The organism is Bradyrhizobium sp. WCU1 (assembly GCF_053474805.1).
In genome coordinates, this window is the sequence record NZ_CM130280.1 from 2,809,645 (window position 1) to 2,826,659 (window position 17,015).

The window sequence follows — 17,015 nt, forward strand, 5'->3', positions numbered from 1 at the left end:
CGTTCGCGTGCGCATGGACGCCTCCGTCAAAGTCCTCACCCCGGAGCGATGGGCCGATATCGACAAGCTGTTCAGCGAAGGTGCCGTGACACGGCGATGCTGGTGCATGTATTGGCGCATCGGCGCCCGGTACCGCCGGCAACAGCCGTCGATCAATCGAGCAGCCTTCAACAAGACTGTTAGGAAGGGGCCGCCGCCGGGACTTCTCGCCTATGTCGGCGGCCAACCTGCGGGTTGGTGCCAGATCGGCAGCCGCGACGCGTTGCCCTACATGCAACAGTCCTGGCGGCTGCGTTCACCTGATGACGTTCCTGTCTGGGCGATTTCCTGCTTCTACATCGGAAAGGATTTTCGTCGGCACGGGATCGCTGCCCGCTTGACCGAGAGTGCGATCGATTTGGCCCGAAGCAACGGAGTACCTGCGATCGAGGCGTACCCGATCGACCGATCAGCGTCTCCCAGTTCATCAAGCACGGGATTTGTAACGACGTTTGAACGGCTGGGGTTCAAACACGTGCCTTCGCCATCGCCCGAACGGCCTATCATGCGGCTGTATCTGCAGAAGCTGTAACGCGGGAGAAAAGGGCCCGGTTCTGGAGGGGCCAGAACCGGGCCTAGTCAATCAAACCGCAAGCGAGGACATCACGGCCGAGCGGGAAGTGGCGGCAAGCCGCCAGCTGGCACAGGGAATGTCTTGCGGTTCGACATGGATTTCCTTCGCAAAGCGCACCAGCTTCCAGTCGCCGGGGCTTGCCGCGAAGGCGTAGTCGGATTTGCGGGCGAGGCCGATCATCGTCGCGTTGGAACGCAGCGTGTCGCCGAAGATGCGCTCGGCTCCGAAGGACGCCGCACGGCATTCGAGATTCTTGAGCAGCGCCTTGCCGATGCCGTGGCCCTGCCACCGGTCATCGATCGACAGGCCGAACTCGACGCTCGACGTATCGGCATGGAAGGCGTAGCGGGCTTCGCCGACGATGGTCTCGAAACCATCGACCAGCATCGTCGCGACCACCGTGAACCGGTCAGCCTCGCCGACATGAACGAAACGCTCGAGCTCCGTCTTCGGCAGCTCGCTCAACGCGCCGAGGAAGCGGTTGTAACGGGAGCCCGCGGAGAGCGAGCGGATATAGTTCTGCAGCTCCTCGCGGTCGCGCGGCTCGACGAAGCGCACCTTGATCTCGCTGCCGTTCTTGGCGCGCAGCACGTCAGAGTATTGCTTGAGATCGTCGAGATGCAGCGCAGTCATGACACGCTCCTCGGGTGAAAATTAGCCGGCGCCCCTCGACAGAGGCAGCGCCGGCGATGGCGGCCCTTCAGGCCCGCCAGAACGGCTTCTCGGTCTCGAACACGATGTCGCTGCGGGACATGCCGATGTCGTGCAGGTCGCGCTCGGTCCACTGCGACAGCTCGCGGCGGCGCTCATAGCGCTCCCACCAGACGTGAAGGGTCTCGCCGACCTGATTCAAAAGGCCTGATGCTTGGTGATCCAGCGTATGATGATTTGTCATCGATTCATGGGTGAAAATGGACATTTGCGGCTCCTATCGGTAACCTGTTGGCGGTAATATCTGCGCCATTCGGCCCGTTCACAAACGACACTTTGTACCGCTTCGCATGAATTAAAGTCATGTATTGGGAGGCATTGAGGGGATGACCAGCCGGCTGCCTTCGCTGAATGGTCTGCGGGCGTTCGAGGCCGCGGCACGGCACATGAGCTTCACGCTGGCGGCGTCCGAATTGAACGTGACGCAGACCGCGATCAGCCATCAGATCCGGCGCCTCGAGGAGGAACTCGGCGTCCGCCTGTTCATCCGCCAGAACCGCTCGCTGAGCCTGACGCCGGAGGCTGCCGAATACCTTCCCGGCGTCCGCGCCGCCTTCAATGACCTCAGGCTCGCGACCGACCGTTTGCTACGCCGGGACGACGATCACGTGCTGACCGTCTCCACATTGGCATCGCTCGCGGCCAAGTGGCTGCTGCCGCGCCTGTCGGCGTTCCAGGAGGCGCATTCGGGCATCGACGTCCGCATCACCACCTCGACCAGCCTGGTCGACTTCCAGCGCGACAAGGTCGACGCCGCGATCCGCTATGGCCGCGGCCAATGGGCGGGCCTGCGCGCCGACTGGCTGATGGCGGACGAGCTGTTTCCGGTGTGCAGCCCGTCGCTGCTGCAGGGAACCAAGCCGCTGAAATGCCCCGAGGACCTCAGGGATCACGTGCTGCTGCACACCAGCAACGCCAACAGCGACGACTGGCGGCTGTGGCTGACCGCAGCAGGCCTGCCGACCGACATTTCCAAGCAGCCGGGTGTGACCTTCGACCTGCTGTTCGTGACGCTGCAGGCCGCGATCGACGGCATCGGCATTGCGATGGGCCGCACCTCCTATGTGCAGGACGACATCGCCAAGGGCCGCCTCATAGTTCCCTTCAAGATTGCGCTGCCGGCCGACGCCGGGTTCTACCTGGTCACGCCGCAGGGCCGTGCTGATTCACCGAAGCTCTCCGCATTCCGCTCCTGGCTCGGCGCCGCGGCGCACTCGGCGTCGTGATGCGGCGCCCCCTTCGCTCGTAAGCGCCTCAGGCGATTTCCATCTACGGCTTTTTTCCAATGGCTCCTGCGAGATTTCGGGTTGGTCGCGCCGGACCGGCGTGCCAAATTGCCGCATATGGCAGGTAACTGCCTTGGCCGACGAAGCAATTTGCGCCGGCCGTTTCGTCACGGGGAGGAAAGGGCGCTATGTCGCAGTCGAGTCCATCGCAAGTACCGCAAATCAAGTCACGTCTCGGCGCGATCCTGCGCGCGACCAGCGGCAATTTCCTCGAGCAATTCGACTTCTTCCTGTTTGGCTTCTATGCGCAGGCGATTGCGAAGGCCTTCTTCCCCTCCGAGAACGAGACCGCCGCACTGCTCAACGCCTTCGGCGTGTTCTGGCTCGGCGCGCTGATGCGCCCGGTCGGCGCGATCGTGCTCGGCGCCTACATCGACAAGATCGGCCGCCGCAAGGGCCTGATCGTGACGCTGTCGATCATGGCGATCGGCACCGTGGTGATCGCGATCTGCCCGACCTATGCGACGATCGGCATTGCCGCGCCGATCATCGTTCTGCTCGCGCGCCTGCTGCAGGGATTCTCCGCCGGCGTCGAGCTCGGCGGCGTGTCGGTCTACCTTGCGGAGATCGCGACGCCCGGCAATCGCGGCTTCTATACCTCGTTCCAGTCGGCGAGCCAGCAGGTCGCGATCTTCGTCGCCTCCATCCTCGGCTTCATCCTGAGCGAGAGCATGCCGGCCGCGACCGTCGCGGCCTGGGGCTGGCGCATCCCGTTCTTCGTCGGCTGCCTGATCATTCCGGTGATCTTCTTCCTCCGCCGGACGCTGGAGGAGACGCCGGCATTCCTGGCGATGAAGCATCATCCGACCGCACGCGAAGTGTTCGCGTCGGCGCTCGCCAACTGGCGCATCGTCATCCTCGGCATGATGATCGCCGTGCTGACCACGACGACCTTCTATTTCGTCACCGTCTACACGCCGACCTTCGGCAAGACCGTACTGAAACTGTCGACCCAGGACGCGCTGCTGGTGACGCTGCTGGTTGCGGTGACCAACTTCATCTGGAATCCGGTTGGCGGTGCGCTGTCCGACCGGGTCGGCCGCAAGCCGGTGCTGCTCGCGATTGCCGGTCTGTCCCTCGTGACCGCCTATCCGGCACTGCATTGGCTCGTCACCGAGCCGACTTTCGGCAAGATGCTTGCGGTCGAGATGATGTTCTCGTTCTATTTCGGCGTCTACAGCGGCACCATGCTCGGCGCGCTGGTCGAGATCGTGCCGGCGCATGTCCGAACCACCTGCTTCTCGCTGGCCTTTGCGCTTGCGGCCGGCCTGTTCGGCACCTTCACGCCGTTCGCTTCGACCTGGCTGATCGACAAGACCGGCGACAAGGCCTCGCCCGGCTACTGGCTGATGTGCGCCGCGGCGCTCGGCATCGTCGCCGCGCTGATCGTTTATCGCGGCGGCCAGACCATCGAGCAGCGCGAGACAGTTGCGGCCTGAGATCGCGTATGCATTCGGGGCAGGCCGATCGCCTGCCCCGGCATGTTGCTTTCCATGCCAACAACGATCACAAGAACGCATGGTTGATCTGACACGCAGGTTCGACGTGCTGGTGATCGGCGGCGGCAACGCCGCCCTTTGCGCTGCGATCAGCGCACGGCGCGCCGGCGCCTCGGTGCTCGTGCTGGAAGGCGCCCCGAAATTCTACCGCGGCGGCAACACCCGCCACACCCGCAACATGCGCTGCGCCCATGACGCGGCGACCGAGATCCTCACCGGTCCCTACACCGAAGAGGAGTTCTGGAAGGATTTGCTGCTGGTGACCGGCGGCCAGACCGACGAGGAACTGGCCCGCTTCATGATCCACGAGTCCAAGGACATCCTGAACTGGATCGTCGAGCAGGGCGTACGTTGGCAGCCCTCGCTCGGCGGAACGCTCAGCCTCGGCCGCACCAACTCGTTCTTCCTCGGCGGCGGCCGCGCGATGCTGAACGCGCTCTATCGCACCGCCGAGGAGCTCGGCGTCGACATCCTCTACAATGCCGAGGTGATCGATCTGAATATCGAGCACGGCATGTTCCTCTCGGCGCAGCTGAAGCAGCCGGTCGGTGGCAGGACCGAAGTGCGCGCCTCGACGCTGGTCGCGGCCGCCGGCGGCTTCGAGGCCAACATCGAATGGCTGAAGCAATATTGGGGCGAGGCCGCCGACAATTTCCTGATCCGCGGCACGCCGTATAATCGCGGCACGATCCTCAAGATGCTGCTGGCCAAGGGCGTGCAGGAGATCGGCGATCCGACGCAGTGCCATGCGGTTGCGATCGACGCCCGCGCGCCGAAGTTCGACGGCGGCATCATCACGCGCCACGACTCGGTGGTGTTCGGCATCGTCGTCAACAAGCATGCCGAGCGTTTCTACGACGAAGGTGAGGACATCTGGCCGAAGCGCTATGCGATCTGGGGCCGCCTGGTCGCAGCGCAACCGGACCAGATCGCCTACATCATTTTCGACTCGACCGTGGTGACCAGCTTCATGCCGACGCTGTTTCCGCCGATCGCGGGCGCGACCATCGCCGAGCTCGCCGGCAAGCTCAAACTCGACGCCGCCGCGCTGGAAAAGACCATCACCGAATTCAACGCCGCGGTGCAGCCTGGCACCTTCGATCACACCATCCTCGACGACTGCCGTACCGAAGGCATCACGCCGGCCAAGACGCATTGGGCGCGCAAGATCGAGACGCCGCCCTATCTCGCCTATCCGGTGCGGCCCGGCATTACCTTCACCTATCTCGGCACCCGCGTGAACAAGCAGGCGCGCATGCTGATGCAGGACGGCAAGCCGTCCGCCAACATGTTCGCGGCCGGCGAGATCATGGCCGGCAACGTGCTCGGCAAGGGCTACGCCGCCGGCATCGGCATGACCATCGGCAGCGTGTTCGGCCGCGTCGCCGGCCGGGAAGCGGCGAAGAATGCGCGGAACTAAGTCTCGCACCTTGCTTACCTCGCCCCGCTTGCGGGGAGAGGTCGTATCGCATCGAAGATGCGATACGGGTGAGGGGGAGTCTCCAAGAGCGCGGTGCTGGGAGAGCCCCTCTCATCCCGACCTTCCGCCCGCACGCGGGCAGAAGGGGAAGATCGGAGGACACATGTCACGGCTTGCAATCGCTGCGGTTACCCTGATGGCATCGGCCGCGACCTACGCCGCCGAGCCGATCGCGCTGCGCGACATGGGCTCGTTCCACGTCGGCGGCCGTCTCGTCGAAATCAGCGGCAAGCCGGTCAAGGACGTCACCTTCACGCCCGGCGGAGTGCCCGCAAAAGTCGATCCGAACGGCACCTACCAGGTCGAGCAGATGTACGTGCAGTACTTCCTGCCGCAAAACGAAAAAGGCGCCTATCCGCTGCTGCTGTGGCATGGCGGCGGACTGACCGGCGTCACCTATGAGACGACGCCGGACGGCCGCGAGGGCTGGCTGAACTATTTCCTGCGCAAGGGCTGGAGCGTCTACAATTCGGACGCGGTCGAGCGCGGCCGCGCCGGCTGGGCGCAATACCCCGATATCTTCAAGGGCGAGCCGGTGTTCCTCACCACGTCGAATCCGTTCCAGCGGTTTCGGATCGGCGACGGCCCCGACTCCTATGATCCGGATCCCGCCAAGCGCAAGCTGATGCCAGGCAGCCAGTTCCCGAACGCGGGCTACGAGAATTTCGTCAAGCAGAACGTGCCGCGCTGGACCACGACCGATGACGCGACCATCGCGGCCTACATCGCCGAGATCGATCGCGTCGGCCCCTGCATCATCCTGTTCCACAGCCAGGCCGGCACATTCGGCTTCAAAGTTGCACAGGCGCGGCCCGACAAGGTCAAGGCGCTGATCGCGATCGAGCCGGCCGGCGTCGGCGATCCCGCCAAGGTCGACGCGTTGAAGAACATCCCGACGCTGATGGTCTATGGCGATTACATCGAGCGGGATTCGCGCTGGCCCAAGATCCGCGCCACCGGTGGTGCCTTCGCCGACGCCATCAGCGCCGCCGGCGGCAGCGCGGATGTGGTCGACCTGCCCAAGGTCGGGATCAAGGGCAATTCGCACATGATGATGATGGACAAGAACAATGCCGAGGTCGCCGGCCTGATCCAGACATGGCTGGAAGGCAAAGGGCTGACCAAGAAGTAACATAGCGTTTTCAAGCGAAGTGGACACCGGTTCGCGTCAGGAAAACGCGTCAAACAAAGAGCAACACGCGATGCACGGGACGAGGACATTGCAGGAAGCCGACCGTTTGATGACGGTGTGCAATTCCTGCCGCTATTGCGAGGGGCTGTGCGCGGTGTTTCCTGCGATGGAGATGCGCCGCGCCTTCTCCGACGGCGACCTCAACTACCTCGCCAATCTCTGCCATTCCTGCGGCGCCTGCTACACCGATTGCCAGTTCTCGCCGCCGCATGAATTCAACGTCAACGTGCCGAAGACGCTGGCGGTGGCACGCGCCGAGTCCTACGCTGCCTATGCCTGGCCGCGCGCGTTCTCCGGCGCGTTCGCCCGCAACGGCCTCGTCATCAGCTTGATCGCGGCGCTCAGCGTCGCGGCCTTCATCTTCGGCTTCGCCGCGCTCAACGACCGCGGCGTGCTCACCGGCATCCACACCGGCCCCGGCGCGTTCTACAAACTGATGCCGCACAACGCCATGGCGCTGCTGTTCGGCCTCGCTTTGCTGTACGCGATCCTGGCGCTGGCGATGGGCGTGCGCGCGTTCTGGCGCGATATCGGCGAACCGGTCGGCATGACGACGGATACGAAATCGCTGTTGCAGGCAGTCCGCGACGCCGGCGAGCTACGTTATCTCGACGGCGGCGGCGTCGGCTGCTTCAACGAGGACGACCATCCGACCGACCGCCGCAAGCTGTATCACCACTTCACTTTCTACGGCTTCGCGCTGTGCTTCGCCGCGACCTGCGTCGGCACGCTCTACCACTACCTTTTCGCGCGCGAGGCGCCCTATGCGTGGTGGGACCTGCCGGTGGTGCTCGGCACGCTCGGTGGCATCGGCCTCGTGGTCGGGCCCATTGGACTCTTGTCGGAGAAATGGAAGCGCGACCGCGTGCTGGTCGACGAGCAGGCCAAGGGCATGGACAGCGCGTTTATCCTGATGCTGTTCCTGACCAGCATCAGCGGCCTCGCCTTGCTGCTGTGGCGTGAGACCGCCGCGATGGGCCCGCTGCTGGCGCTGCATCTCGGCGTGGTATTCGCGCTGTTCATCACCATGCCCTACGGCAAATTCGTTCACGGCATCTACCGCTTCGTCGCGCTGGTGCGCTATGCCCGGGAACGGCGGATGATGGCGGAGTGACTTCTCCCGTCATTCCGGGGCACGCCGCCCGAACTCGGGTTTACCCGAGTTCGGCAGATGTTAAGTGTCCAAGTCGGCAACAGCCGACTTGGATGGCGTGAGCCCGGAATCCATCAGGCCACACAAACAACCGGAAAAATGGATTCCGGGCTCACCGCTTCGCGGCGCCCCGGAATGACGATTAGCTACAGGTCGACCACCACGTAGTCGCTTTCCACCGCAACCTTGATGGTCTCGGCGACATACGGGCCCTTCACCACATTGGTGCCCGGCTCGACACTGACAGGATAGGCGCGCACGCGGAAGCGGCGCGGATCACAATAGGACTGGCCGGTGCGGATATCGAACTCCCAGCCGTGCCAGGGGCACCGCAGAATCTCGCCGAGTTTTGTATACTCGATCTCGCCCGGATCGGAGGACGACGCGAGCCCGATCAGCGGCCCTTCGCATAGCGCCGCACCTTGGTGCGGGCAGCGGTTCAACAGGCCGAAGAACTCACCCTTGACGTTGAAGACGGCGATCGGCCGCCCGTCGATCTCGAGGAACTTTCGCGAACCCGGCGGCAGTTCGTCCACCGGGGCAATCACATGACGCGCCATCTATGAGATACCGTAAAGCTGCTTCGCATTGTCGAGATAGAACGCTTGCCGGTTGGCGTCGCTGACGCCGGCCGGCAGCACGCGCGACGGCTCGTCGTAATCCCAATGCGGGTAGTCGGTCGCGAACAACAGCTTGTCCCAGCCGATCCACTCGATGGTCTGGAATAGATGGTCGCGGCTCTCCGGGTCCTCCATCGGCTGCGTCGTCCACCAGATGTGATCGCGGATATACTCCGACGGCTTGCGTTTCAAATGCGGCACCTCGCTGTGCAGCCGCGCGAACACCTTGTCGAGCCGCCACGCCAGCGACGGCGCCCAGCCGAAGCCGGCCTCGACCATCACCATCTTCAGGTTCGGGAAGCGTTCGAACACGCCTTCGAGCACGAGGCTCGCCAGCGCGGTCTGCTGGCACTGCGAATGGCCGACCATCTCCTCGATGTAGTGGCTTGGCCAGCCCGAGGCGGTGATCGGGTTGCCGCCGAAGCCGAAGGCATGCACGCCGATCGGGAGACCCACTTCCTGGGCCGCCTCATAGATCGGCCAGTAGCGGCGCTGGCCGAGCGGCTCGACATTGCGGCTCAGCAGCAGCACCTGGACGAAATTGCTGTCGCCGGCGCGCTTGCGGATCTCGGCCGCGGCCGAGGCGCCATCCTCATTGGCGACGACGACCGAGCCCTTCAGCCGGGAGTCCTTGCTGGTCCATTTCTCGATCTGCCAGTCGTTGATCGCCGCGCAGACCGCGCCGGCGAGATCCTGGTTGCGGAGTCCCTGTCCGGTGGCGAGCGGGTTGAGCACGCCGAGCGCGACATTGTTGGGATCGAGATGCTGCTTCTGCATGAAGGACAGCGACGAGCCCTGCGGGCCGCCTTCCGGCGGATAGGCATCGCGGCGCGACGCGTTCGGTTGCGCCTTCGGATAGGGCGGCCCTTCCATCATGCCCTGATAGGCCTGGATGCCGAAGGTTTCGAGATGCGCGTGCCAGCGCTTGGCCAGATAAGGATACAACTCGTCCTTGGTCGCGCGTGCCGGATGGATGTCACAATCCGCGATCGCGGTCTTGATGCCGGTGGACGATGCGGCTTCCGGGCGTTCCCGAATCTGGATGTTCATCGCGTCGTCTCCTTGTCAGTTCTGGGCATGATCTTGTCCGAAAACCGGGGGCCGCTTTTCGGTATCATGCGCCACCTTCAGGCGCGGATAGGTCGCATGCGGATTGTCGATTATGATCTTGCGGACCAGGTCGGGCGACAACCCCGGCGGCAGCACCTCGTCACCGTCGAATTGCCAGTGCGGGTAGTCTGATGAGAATAGGAGCAATTCGTCCGACTGCATATGGTCGAACAGCCGATTCAGCGTCTCAGGTTCCGGCGGAGCATCGACCGGTTGCAGCGAGAAGCGGATGTTGCTACGCACAATCTCCAGCGGCGGCCGGTCGACCCACGGCGTTTCCATGCGCACGCCGCGCCAGAATTTGTGTAGCCGCCACAGGAACGGCGGCAGCCAGGTGAAGCCGGATTCCAGCATCACCATCTTCAGCTTCGGGTGGCGCGCGAACACACCCTCGACGATCAAGCTGGTGAGCTGGGTCTGGAACGCCTGCGCCTGCGCGACATAGTCCTCGATGTGGTAGGAGCCCCAGCCGACCGAGCTCGGCGGGTTATGATAGGCACTGCCGGCATGGATGCCGATCGGCAGGCCAAGTCGCTCGGCCGCGGCGTAGATCGGCCAGTAGTGGCGCTTGCCGAGCGGCATGTCGCCCATCACGAGCATCAGCACCTGCACGAAACGCTTGTCCTGCGCACAGCGCTCGATCTCGGCGACCGCCTTCTCGATGCTCTGCACGGGGATCACGATCGAGCCGCGCAGGCGATCGTCCTTGTCGAGCCATTCCTTGACCAGCCAGTCGTTCAGCGCACGGCAGAACGCATCGGCCATGTCCTCGGAGAACACCATCTGCACGCCGTAGAGCGGATTGCAGATTCCGTAGGCCGTGCCGAACCTGTCGAGTGCCTGGTGCTGCATGTCGGCGAGGCTCGAGCCCGGCTTGCCTTGTGCGGGCCGCCAGTCCGGCCGCGACGAGATCGGCGAATTGGTCGGGTAGGATTGCGAGATCAGGTCGGTCATGCCGCGCGTCGTCACCTGGTCGCGCCAGTAGTCGTTCAAATACGGCAGCAGGCTGGTGAGATGAGGCACGGCGGGATGCAGATCGCAATCCACGCCGCCCGCGATCGGCGACGTCATGGTGTTTCCTCGGCTCCGCGCACGCTCACAACACCTTGTGAGGCACAGCTTGATTATTGTCCGATATTCAAGCAGGCCGGGCCGCGATCCGCAACTCGGCAGGGACCGATGTGATGTGCTAGGAAGGCAGAACGCCCTCCAGGAATTTCATGGCAAGCAACGAGAAAGAGCGCCGATGAACGCACTCACATCCATCGCTGAACAGGTCGCCGCCAAACTGATCGCGAACAAGCAGACGATTGCGGTTGCGGAATCATCCACCGGCGGGCTGATCTCGGCATCGCTGCTCGCAGTACCGGGCGCGTCGGCCTACTTCCTCGGCGGCGGTGTGATCTACACCCGCGATGCGCGGCGCGCGTTGATGGATATTCCGGACGACGCAATGCGCGGGCTCCGCTCGTCGTCTGAACCCTATGCGCAGCTGCTTGCGCGCCAGATCCGCGAACGGCTGTCGACCGATTGGGGCTTGTCGGAGACCGGCGCCGCCGGCCCGACCGGGAACCGCTACGGCGATGCCGCCGGCTACAGCTGCATGGCGGTCGCAGGTTCCAGGCAGCAGGTGATCACATTGGAGACCGGAAGCAGCGACCGGCAGGCCAACATGCAGGCGTTCGCGAAGGCGGCGCTGGAGTTGTTGTTGAGGAATTTGTCGCAATAAATTCCCCGTCGTCCCGGCGAAAGCCCTAGGGCATGCACAGATCTCTGAGGGACCATCCAGCGGCTGCGGCGTGGAAGTATTGCAGGCCGTGTTTCATAGTGATGGGGCCCGGCGGTTTGGACGATGGATAGCCGTCCCAGCCGCCGAGCCGGCCGATAATCCAGGCGGCCCAAGCGAGGCTGTCAGGCGGGTGCGGGTTTCTCAGCCGCTTGCTTTGGGCTTCGAGGTTGCGATTGAGGGCGGCAAGTGTAGCGACTTCCCCAGCATTGAAGGCAATTCGGACAGACTGGTTGTCGCGACCATCGCGCGCCTGCACAAGCTGAAGGGAGATGACTGCCGCCTTGGCCGCGATCGCGACCAGCTTGAGAAGCCGCTCGGCGGTCCCGATCTGACTGTCTTCGAGCTTGAGGCCTTGTGTCTTCAAGATGCGGAAGAACTGCTCGATCAGCCACCGCCGCTTGTACCATTCGATAATGCGCCAGGCCTCTTCTGCATTCGTCACCGGATGCGTGGTGAGCAGCCGCCAGTGCAGCGGCTCGATCCCGGCCTGCGGCTCGATCTCGCGCACATCGACCAGGATCAAGGGTAGGCTTTTCGGCAGATGGCGCAGGAACTTGGTTTGCGGTCGGGCCAGTTCGACGGCGCCGAAGCGCAGATCGAGAAGCGCAGCCCGCTCAGGCCGTTGTGCTCGCGCAGGCAATACGATGGTCCGTTGTTCGATGCTGGTCATGGCCTCGCTGGCCGCATACAGGCCACAGCCATCCGCCAGCTTGCGATCATGCATGCTCCGGGCAATGACGTGGAACTGGTGTTCTGCGGCGCAGGCGTAGAGCGCGAAGATGTCGCTCTCGCGGTCGCCCAGCATGGTCACCATCGCAGCCTTCGCCAACAGCGGCTTGGCTGCCAGAGCGGTCGCGATCCAGCGTTGCGATTCTTTGTCCTTCAGATCGCGATTGTCGTGCGAGACGGTGCGGCGGCCCTGGCGGGTCCAGATCTCGCCGTGCAACAGGCCAAGGCAGCAGCCGCTTTCCGCGTCTGCGGCCAGCATCGGGTGCAGCAACACCCCGCGGGTGTTGCCATGACCGATCTCGCCCAAGCCACGCCGGTTTTGTGCCTTGGTGGCAAAATTGATCTCGCTGGTATCCTGGATCGCCAGCACATGGCGGCCTTCGGCCGCCATTACCGTACCATCGCTCCAGCTTTCGATTATCCGCGTCGTCGTCACCTTGGCATTGCCGAGAAAGCGGTTGAAGCGCACCTCCCGGGCACGCATGCCTCCTGCCAGCCGTCGCAGGCAGACATCCTTGCCCGCGACCATGCATTCGACGAGCGCCGCCCCCCTTTATCGAGGCGGAGATCCCCGAACCGACCTAATGACCAGTCAATTTGCGCCAGCATGTCGACACCTCCGCCAAAGCCGAAGTGCCGCAATATGAATCACACGAAATACCGATTCGGGAATCCCCACCCAACTAGATGTGTGCATGCCCTAGGGCGAAAGCCGGGACGACGGGTGGGGATATTCGCGAAAACCCTACTTCTCGCGGAACGAGCGCATGAACTGGTCGTGCAACGGCTTCATCAGATACGACAGCATGGTGCGGTCGCCGGTCTGGACGAAGGCTTCCACCGGCATGCCGGGGATGATCTTGACCTCGCTGCCGAGGCGCGCGACTTCCTCCGGCGGCATCGAGACGCGGATCGTGTAGTAGCTCTGCCCGGTGCGCTGATCGGTGTTGACGTCGGCGGAGACGCGGGTGACGACGCCATTCAACTCCGGCGTGGTGCGCTGGTTGAAGGCGGAGAGCCGTAGCACGGTCTTCTGTCCGACCTGAAGCTTGTCGATGTCCTGCGGATTGACCTTGGCCTCGACCGACAGGTCGTCGGCCCTCGGCACGATCATCATGATGGCATCGCCCGCGGTGATGACGCCGCCGACGGTGTGGACGGTCGACTGCAGCACCACGCCATCCTGCGGCGCGCGGATCTCGATACGACGGAGCTGATCCTCGGCGGTCACCTTGCGCTCGACGAACTCGCCGATCTTGTCGTTGGTCTCGCGCAGGTCCTTCGAGACCTCCGACAGCATGTCCTTGTCGACCTGGATGATCTGCAGCTCGGTCTCGGTGATCTTGCCCTTGGCCTGGGCGCGCGAGGCGATGTACTGCGCGCGCTCGCCGGAGAGCCGCGCCGCGTCGCGCTCCAGCGTGGTCAGGCGGGTGAGCTGCACCAGATGCTGCTCGTAGAGCTGGCGGACGCCGACCAGCTCCTGCTGCACCAGCGCGATCTCCTTGTCCTTGGCAGCCTCCTGCGCCTGCAGGCCGGAGATCTCCTCGTTGAGCTGGGTGACCCGCTCGCGCAACTGCGCCTTCTGGCCGGTGCGGCCGTTGACCCGCACCTCGAACAGCTTGGTCTCGCTCGCCATGATATCGCGAACGTCGGGATCCCTGGCCTGCTCGGTGAGCTGCGGCGGAAACGCGATCTTGTCGAGGCCTTGCTGTTCGGCCTGGAGCCGGGCCGCGCGCGCGTAGAGGCCGTTCAGCGTCTTGACCACGATCGCAAGGCTCGCCTTGACGACAGTCTCGTCGAGGCGCACGACGACGTCGCCCGCCTTGACCGTGTCGCCGTCGCGCGCCAGGATTTCGCCGACGACGCCGCCGGTCGGATGCTGCACCTTCTTGACGTTGGTATCGACCACCACCGAGCCCGGCGCGATCAGCGCGCCCGAGATCGGCACCGTCGCCGCCCAGCCGCCGACACCACCGCCCAGCACCAGCACCACGGCGAGGCCGACCACGAGGTGCTTCCTGATCGAAGCATGTGCATTGCGCGGTTGATCGGTCATGCGGGCGCTCGTGCGGTCGCTCATGACTTGGCCGCCCCGGCATCGGCGACGATCTTGATCGGCGTCGGCACCGGCGGCGCGGCGCGCTGAAGCACCTGCGCCAGCACGGTTTCCTTCGGGCCGAAGGTCTGCATGCGGCCGTCCTTCAGCACCAGCAGCTGGTCGACCCCCTCGATGCCGATCGGCCGGTGCGCGACCACGATGACGATGGCGCCGCGCTCGCGGGCGCCGCGCACCGCGCGGGTCAGCGCCTCGTCGCCTTCGCTGTCGAGGTTGGAGTTCGGCTCGTCCAGCACGATCAGGAACGGATTGCCGTAGAGCGCGCGCGCCAGCGCGACGCGCTGCGCCTGGCCGGCGGAGAGCGCGGTGCCCTGCTCGCCGACCTGGGTATCGTAGCCCTCGCGCATCTTGATGATCATCTCATGCACGCCGGCCTCCTTGGCCGCCGCGATGATGCCGTCGGACTTGGCGTCGGGATCGAACCGGCAGATGTTCTGCGCGACGCTGCCGGCGAACAGTTCGACGTCCTGCGGCAGATAGCCGACATGGCGGCCGAGCTCGTCCGACGACCATTGATCGAGCGCGGCGCCGTCGAGCCGCACCTTGCCGCGTGCCGGCACCCAGACGCCGACCAGCGCCCGGATCAGCGACGACTTGCCGGACCCGCTCGGGCCGATCACGCCGACGCCGCTGCCGGCTTCGACGGCGAAGCTGACGTCCTGCACGATGGGGCGCTGGTCGCCCGGCGCGACCATGGTCACCGCCTCGACCGCGAGTTTCTTCTTCGGCGCCTGCAGCAGGGTCTGCTCCGGCCGCGCCGGAATCTGCTGCAGCAGGCGGTTGAGGCGCTGCCAGCTCTGCCGCGCGGCGACGAAGCTCTTCCAATGCGCGATCGCGAGATCGACCGGCGCCAGCGCCCGCGCGCTCAGGATCGAGCCGGCAATGATGATGCCGCCGGTGGCCTCCTGGTGGATCACGAGATAGGCACCGACCGCGAGCACGGCCGACTGCAGCATCATGCGCAGCACCTTCGCGACCGCACCGAGCCCGCCGGTGACGTCGCTGGCACGCTGGTTGCCGGACAGATACTCCTCGTTGGCCTCGTTCCAGCGCTTGTTCATCCGCCCGGCCATGCCCATCGCCACCAGCACTTCGGCGTTGCGGCGGCTGGAGACGGCGAGATCGTTGCGCCGCGACGCGAGCGACATCGCCTCCCTGGCCGGCGTGCGCGACATGTATTCGGTGATCAGCGTCAGCGTCACCAGGATGATGGCGCCGACCAGCGCCGTGACGCCGAGCAGCCAGTGGAACGCGAAGCAGATCAGCATGTAGAACGGCAGCCAGGGCAGATCGAAGAACGCACCTGGACCCATGCTGCCGAGGAAGGAGCGCACATTGTCGAGGTCGCGCAGCGGCTGCAGACCCTCGCTGCGATTGCCGGCTATCAGCGGCAACCGCACGATGGTGTCGAACACCCGCGCATTGAGCGCTTCGTCGAGCGAGGTGCCGACGCGGCCGAGGATCCGCCCGCGCAACAGATCGAGCACGCCCTGGGCGATGTAGAGCACGGCCGCGATGACGACGAGGCCGACCAGGGTCGGCACGCTGCGACTCGGCAGCACCCGGTCGTAGACCTGCAGCATGAACATCGAACCTGTCAGATACAGCAGGTTGATCATGCAGCTGATGAGGCCGACGCCGATGAAGGCACTGCGGCATGCGCGCAGCGCCTCAGCCAGTTCGGAACGCCGGACAGCGGGCGCGGCTGCCATAAAAAAGATCTCTGCAAAACGAAAGAGTTACGTGATCACCACGTTGTACAGGCGTTTGCGACCACCGTCCATTTCAAGTCGCGCCGACCAAAGCACGGTTCGCGGGCTATTTTTGTGATCCCACAGACAGTTGACGGAATAAACAGGGTTAACCGGCCGCGGAACCCGGGCTTGCGGCGGACGCGCTTCTCGGAAAGGGCACGAGAACGACCGACATCGAGACCCGGCCGATCTCGCCATCGACATCGAGCAGCACCCCGCTGCCGACGCCGAGCCCGGCCTCCGGGCGCCAGCGGGCCTCGGCACGAACACCGATCCACGCGCCCCGCGGCGGCCTGAACAGCTGCACTGTGAGGTTCGGATTGGGATCGGCCACCACGTTCTGCACCGGGCGCGCGATGCCATGGGTCCAGTCGGCCGGACCGAGCACGCGTGCGAGCGGGCCGGCATCCGCAATCACGTCGTGATGCATGCGGAACCAGGCGACGTCGCCGCCGGCGCGGGCTTCCATCGCGTCCATGAACCAGCTGCGGCCGTGGACGGCGTGCGGGCGGCGCAGCGGAAAGCGCATCGGATCGATCTAGTCGGCCGCGCCGGCCTGAAAACCGGGGACCTCGGCCGCACGTTCGCGCGACAGCGTCACCCGCACGGTCGCGCAAGGCTGCGGCTCCCCCGCCGGCCAGAGTGTGTTGTCGACGACGCTGACCCGGCCGCCTTCGGTCACCACGGTGACATGCGTGCGCAACTCCGCCATCGGTGTCGGCCGCAGGAACCAGGCCGACGCCGAGATCGCGACGCCCCAGTTGCGCGCATTGGCGATGGCCTCGACCTCGGCAGTCAGGAGGCTTGCGACCGCGCCGCCCTGAAGGCCAGCAAACGGCCCGGCCGCCAGCGCGGCGGGCCTCCAGTGATGCGGCGTGGCTGCAGGTTCGAAGATGGCCAAGGCGAATGGTCCTGAGGTGAGCGGGATTGAGCGTTCGGCCGATCTGATCCAAGAATAGCGGC

At 64.8% G+C, this 17,015-nt stretch carries 17 protein-coding genes; 7 read left to right on the forward strand and 10 right to left on the reverse strand.

The features are described 5' to 3' along the window. Positions 1-13 precede the first annotated feature (13 nt). Positions 14-571, forward strand: a complete 558-nt coding sequence (locus tag ACTUWL_RS13055) for a GNAT family N-acetyltransferase (RefSeq protein ID WP_035652990.1) — start codon at positions 14-16, stop codon at positions 569-571. A gap of 51 nt (positions 572-622) precedes the next feature. Here ACTUWL_RS13055 and ACTUWL_RS13060 read toward each other — a convergent pair whose 3' ends face one another. Together ACTUWL_RS13060 and ACTUWL_RS13065 are read right to left on the reverse strand one after the other, a co-directional pair. Next, complete coding sequence (locus ACTUWL_RS13060; protein ID WP_021081441.1) at positions 623-1,246, reverse strand: GNAT family N-acetyltransferase; 624 nt, start codon at positions 1,244-1,246, stop codon at positions 623-625. A gap of 67 nt (positions 1,247-1,313) precedes the next feature. Continuing rightward, on the reverse strand, positions 1,314-1,532 hold the full coding sequence (locus ACTUWL_RS13065; protein WP_021081440.1) for a DUF1127 domain-containing protein: 219 nt from the start codon (positions 1,530-1,532) through the stop codon (positions 1,314-1,316). Between the two features lie 118 nt (positions 1,533-1,650). Here ACTUWL_RS13065 and ACTUWL_RS13070 point away from each other — a divergent pair, with 118 nt between their 5' ends. The 5 genes from ACTUWL_RS13070 to tcuB all read left to right on the forward strand — a co-directional run bounded on the left by ACTUWL_RS13070 (position 1,651) and on the right by tcuB (position 7,895). Next, positions 1,651-2,550, forward strand: a complete 900-nt coding sequence (locus tag ACTUWL_RS13070) for a transcriptional regulator GcvA (RefSeq protein WP_021081439.1) — start codon at positions 1,651-1,653, stop codon at positions 2,548-2,550. Between the two features lie 188 nt (positions 2,551-2,738). Then, entirely contained in the window at positions 2,739-4,049 is a 1,311-nt protein-coding gene (gene tcuC / locus ACTUWL_RS13075; protein WP_021081438.1) for an MFS transporter, read from the forward strand. Positions 4,050-4,128: 79 nt separating this feature from the next. Next, entirely contained in the window at positions 4,129-5,529 is a 1,401-nt protein-coding gene (tcuA, locus tag ACTUWL_RS13080) for an FAD-dependent tricarballylate dehydrogenase TcuA (protein WP_021081437.1), read from the forward strand. Positions 5,530-5,692: 163 nt separating this feature from the next. Beyond that, positions 5,693-6,721 carry a 3-hydroxyethyl bacteriochlorophyllide a dehydrogenase gene (locus ACTUWL_RS13085; RefSeq protein ID WP_021081436.1) on the forward strand — a complete coding sequence of 343 codons (1,029 nt, stop codon included), beginning with the start codon at positions 5,693-5,695 and terminating at the stop codon, positions 6,719-6,721. Positions 6,722-6,791: 70 nt separating this feature from the next. After that, entirely contained in the window at positions 6,792-7,895 is a 1,104-nt protein-coding gene (gene tcuB / locus ACTUWL_RS13090; protein ID WP_021081435.1) for a tricarballylate utilization 4Fe-4S protein TcuB, read from the forward strand. Positions 7,896-8,080: 185 nt separating this feature from the next. Here tcuB and ACTUWL_RS13095 read toward each other — a convergent pair whose 3' ends face one another. From ACTUWL_RS13095 to ACTUWL_RS13105, 3 genes are read right to left on the reverse strand one after another with little or no spacing between them, the layout of a single operon-like run. Beyond that, positions 8,081-8,494 carry a Rieske (2Fe-2S) protein gene (locus tag ACTUWL_RS13095; RefSeq protein ID WP_016846808.1) on the reverse strand — a complete coding sequence of 138 codons (414 nt, stop codon included), beginning with the start codon at positions 8,492-8,494 and terminating at the stop codon, positions 8,081-8,083. Further along, the gene (locus ACTUWL_RS13100; protein ID WP_021081434.1) at positions 8,495-9,604 is read right to left on the reverse strand and encodes an amidohydrolase family protein; all 1,110 of its coding nucleotides are present in this window, start codon (positions 9,602-9,604) and stop codon (positions 8,495-8,497) included. A gap of 15 nt (positions 9,605-9,619) precedes the next feature. After that, positions 9,620-10,735, reverse strand: coding sequence for an amidohydrolase family protein (locus ACTUWL_RS13105; protein WP_021081433.1), 1,116 nt, complete (start codon positions 10,733-10,735; stop codon positions 9,620-9,622). Between the two features lie 175 nt (positions 10,736-10,910). Here ACTUWL_RS13105 and ACTUWL_RS13110 point away from each other — a divergent pair, with 175 nt between their 5' ends. Beyond that, entirely contained in the window at positions 10,911-11,393 is a 483-nt protein-coding gene (locus ACTUWL_RS13110) for a CinA family protein (protein WP_021081432.1), read from the forward strand. 25 nt (positions 11,394-11,418) lie between these two features. Here ACTUWL_RS13110 and ACTUWL_RS13115 read toward each other — a convergent pair whose 3' ends face one another. From ACTUWL_RS13115 to ACTUWL_RS13135, 5 genes are all read right to left on the reverse strand, one after another. After that, entirely contained in the window at positions 11,419-12,711 is a 1,293-nt protein-coding gene (locus tag ACTUWL_RS13115) for an IS4 family transposase (protein WP_110201936.1), read from the reverse strand. Positions 12,712-12,927: 216 nt separating this feature from the next. Beyond that, positions 12,928-14,238 carry an HlyD family type I secretion periplasmic adaptor subunit gene (locus tag ACTUWL_RS13120; RefSeq protein WP_199196604.1) on the reverse strand — a complete coding sequence of 437 codons (1,311 nt, stop codon included), beginning with the start codon at positions 14,236-14,238 and terminating at the stop codon, positions 12,928-12,930. A gap of 20 nt (positions 14,239-14,258) precedes the next feature. After that, positions 14,259-16,010: a type I secretion system permease/ATPase gene (locus ACTUWL_RS13125; RefSeq protein WP_021080303.1), complete on the reverse strand. Its 1,752-nt coding sequence runs from the start codon at positions 16,008-16,010 to the stop codon at positions 14,259-14,261. Between the two features lie 148 nt (positions 16,011-16,158). Continuing rightward, entirely contained in the window at positions 16,159-16,581 is a 423-nt protein-coding gene (locus ACTUWL_RS13130; protein ID WP_021080302.1) for a hypothetical protein, read from the reverse strand. Positions 16,582-16,590: 9 nt separating this feature from the next. Beyond that, positions 16,591-16,953 carry an acyl-CoA thioesterase domain-containing protein gene (locus ACTUWL_RS13135; protein ID WP_021080301.1) on the reverse strand — a complete coding sequence of 121 codons (363 nt, stop codon included), beginning with the start codon at positions 16,951-16,953 and terminating at the stop codon, positions 16,591-16,593. Positions 16,954-17,015 lie beyond the last annotated feature (62 nt).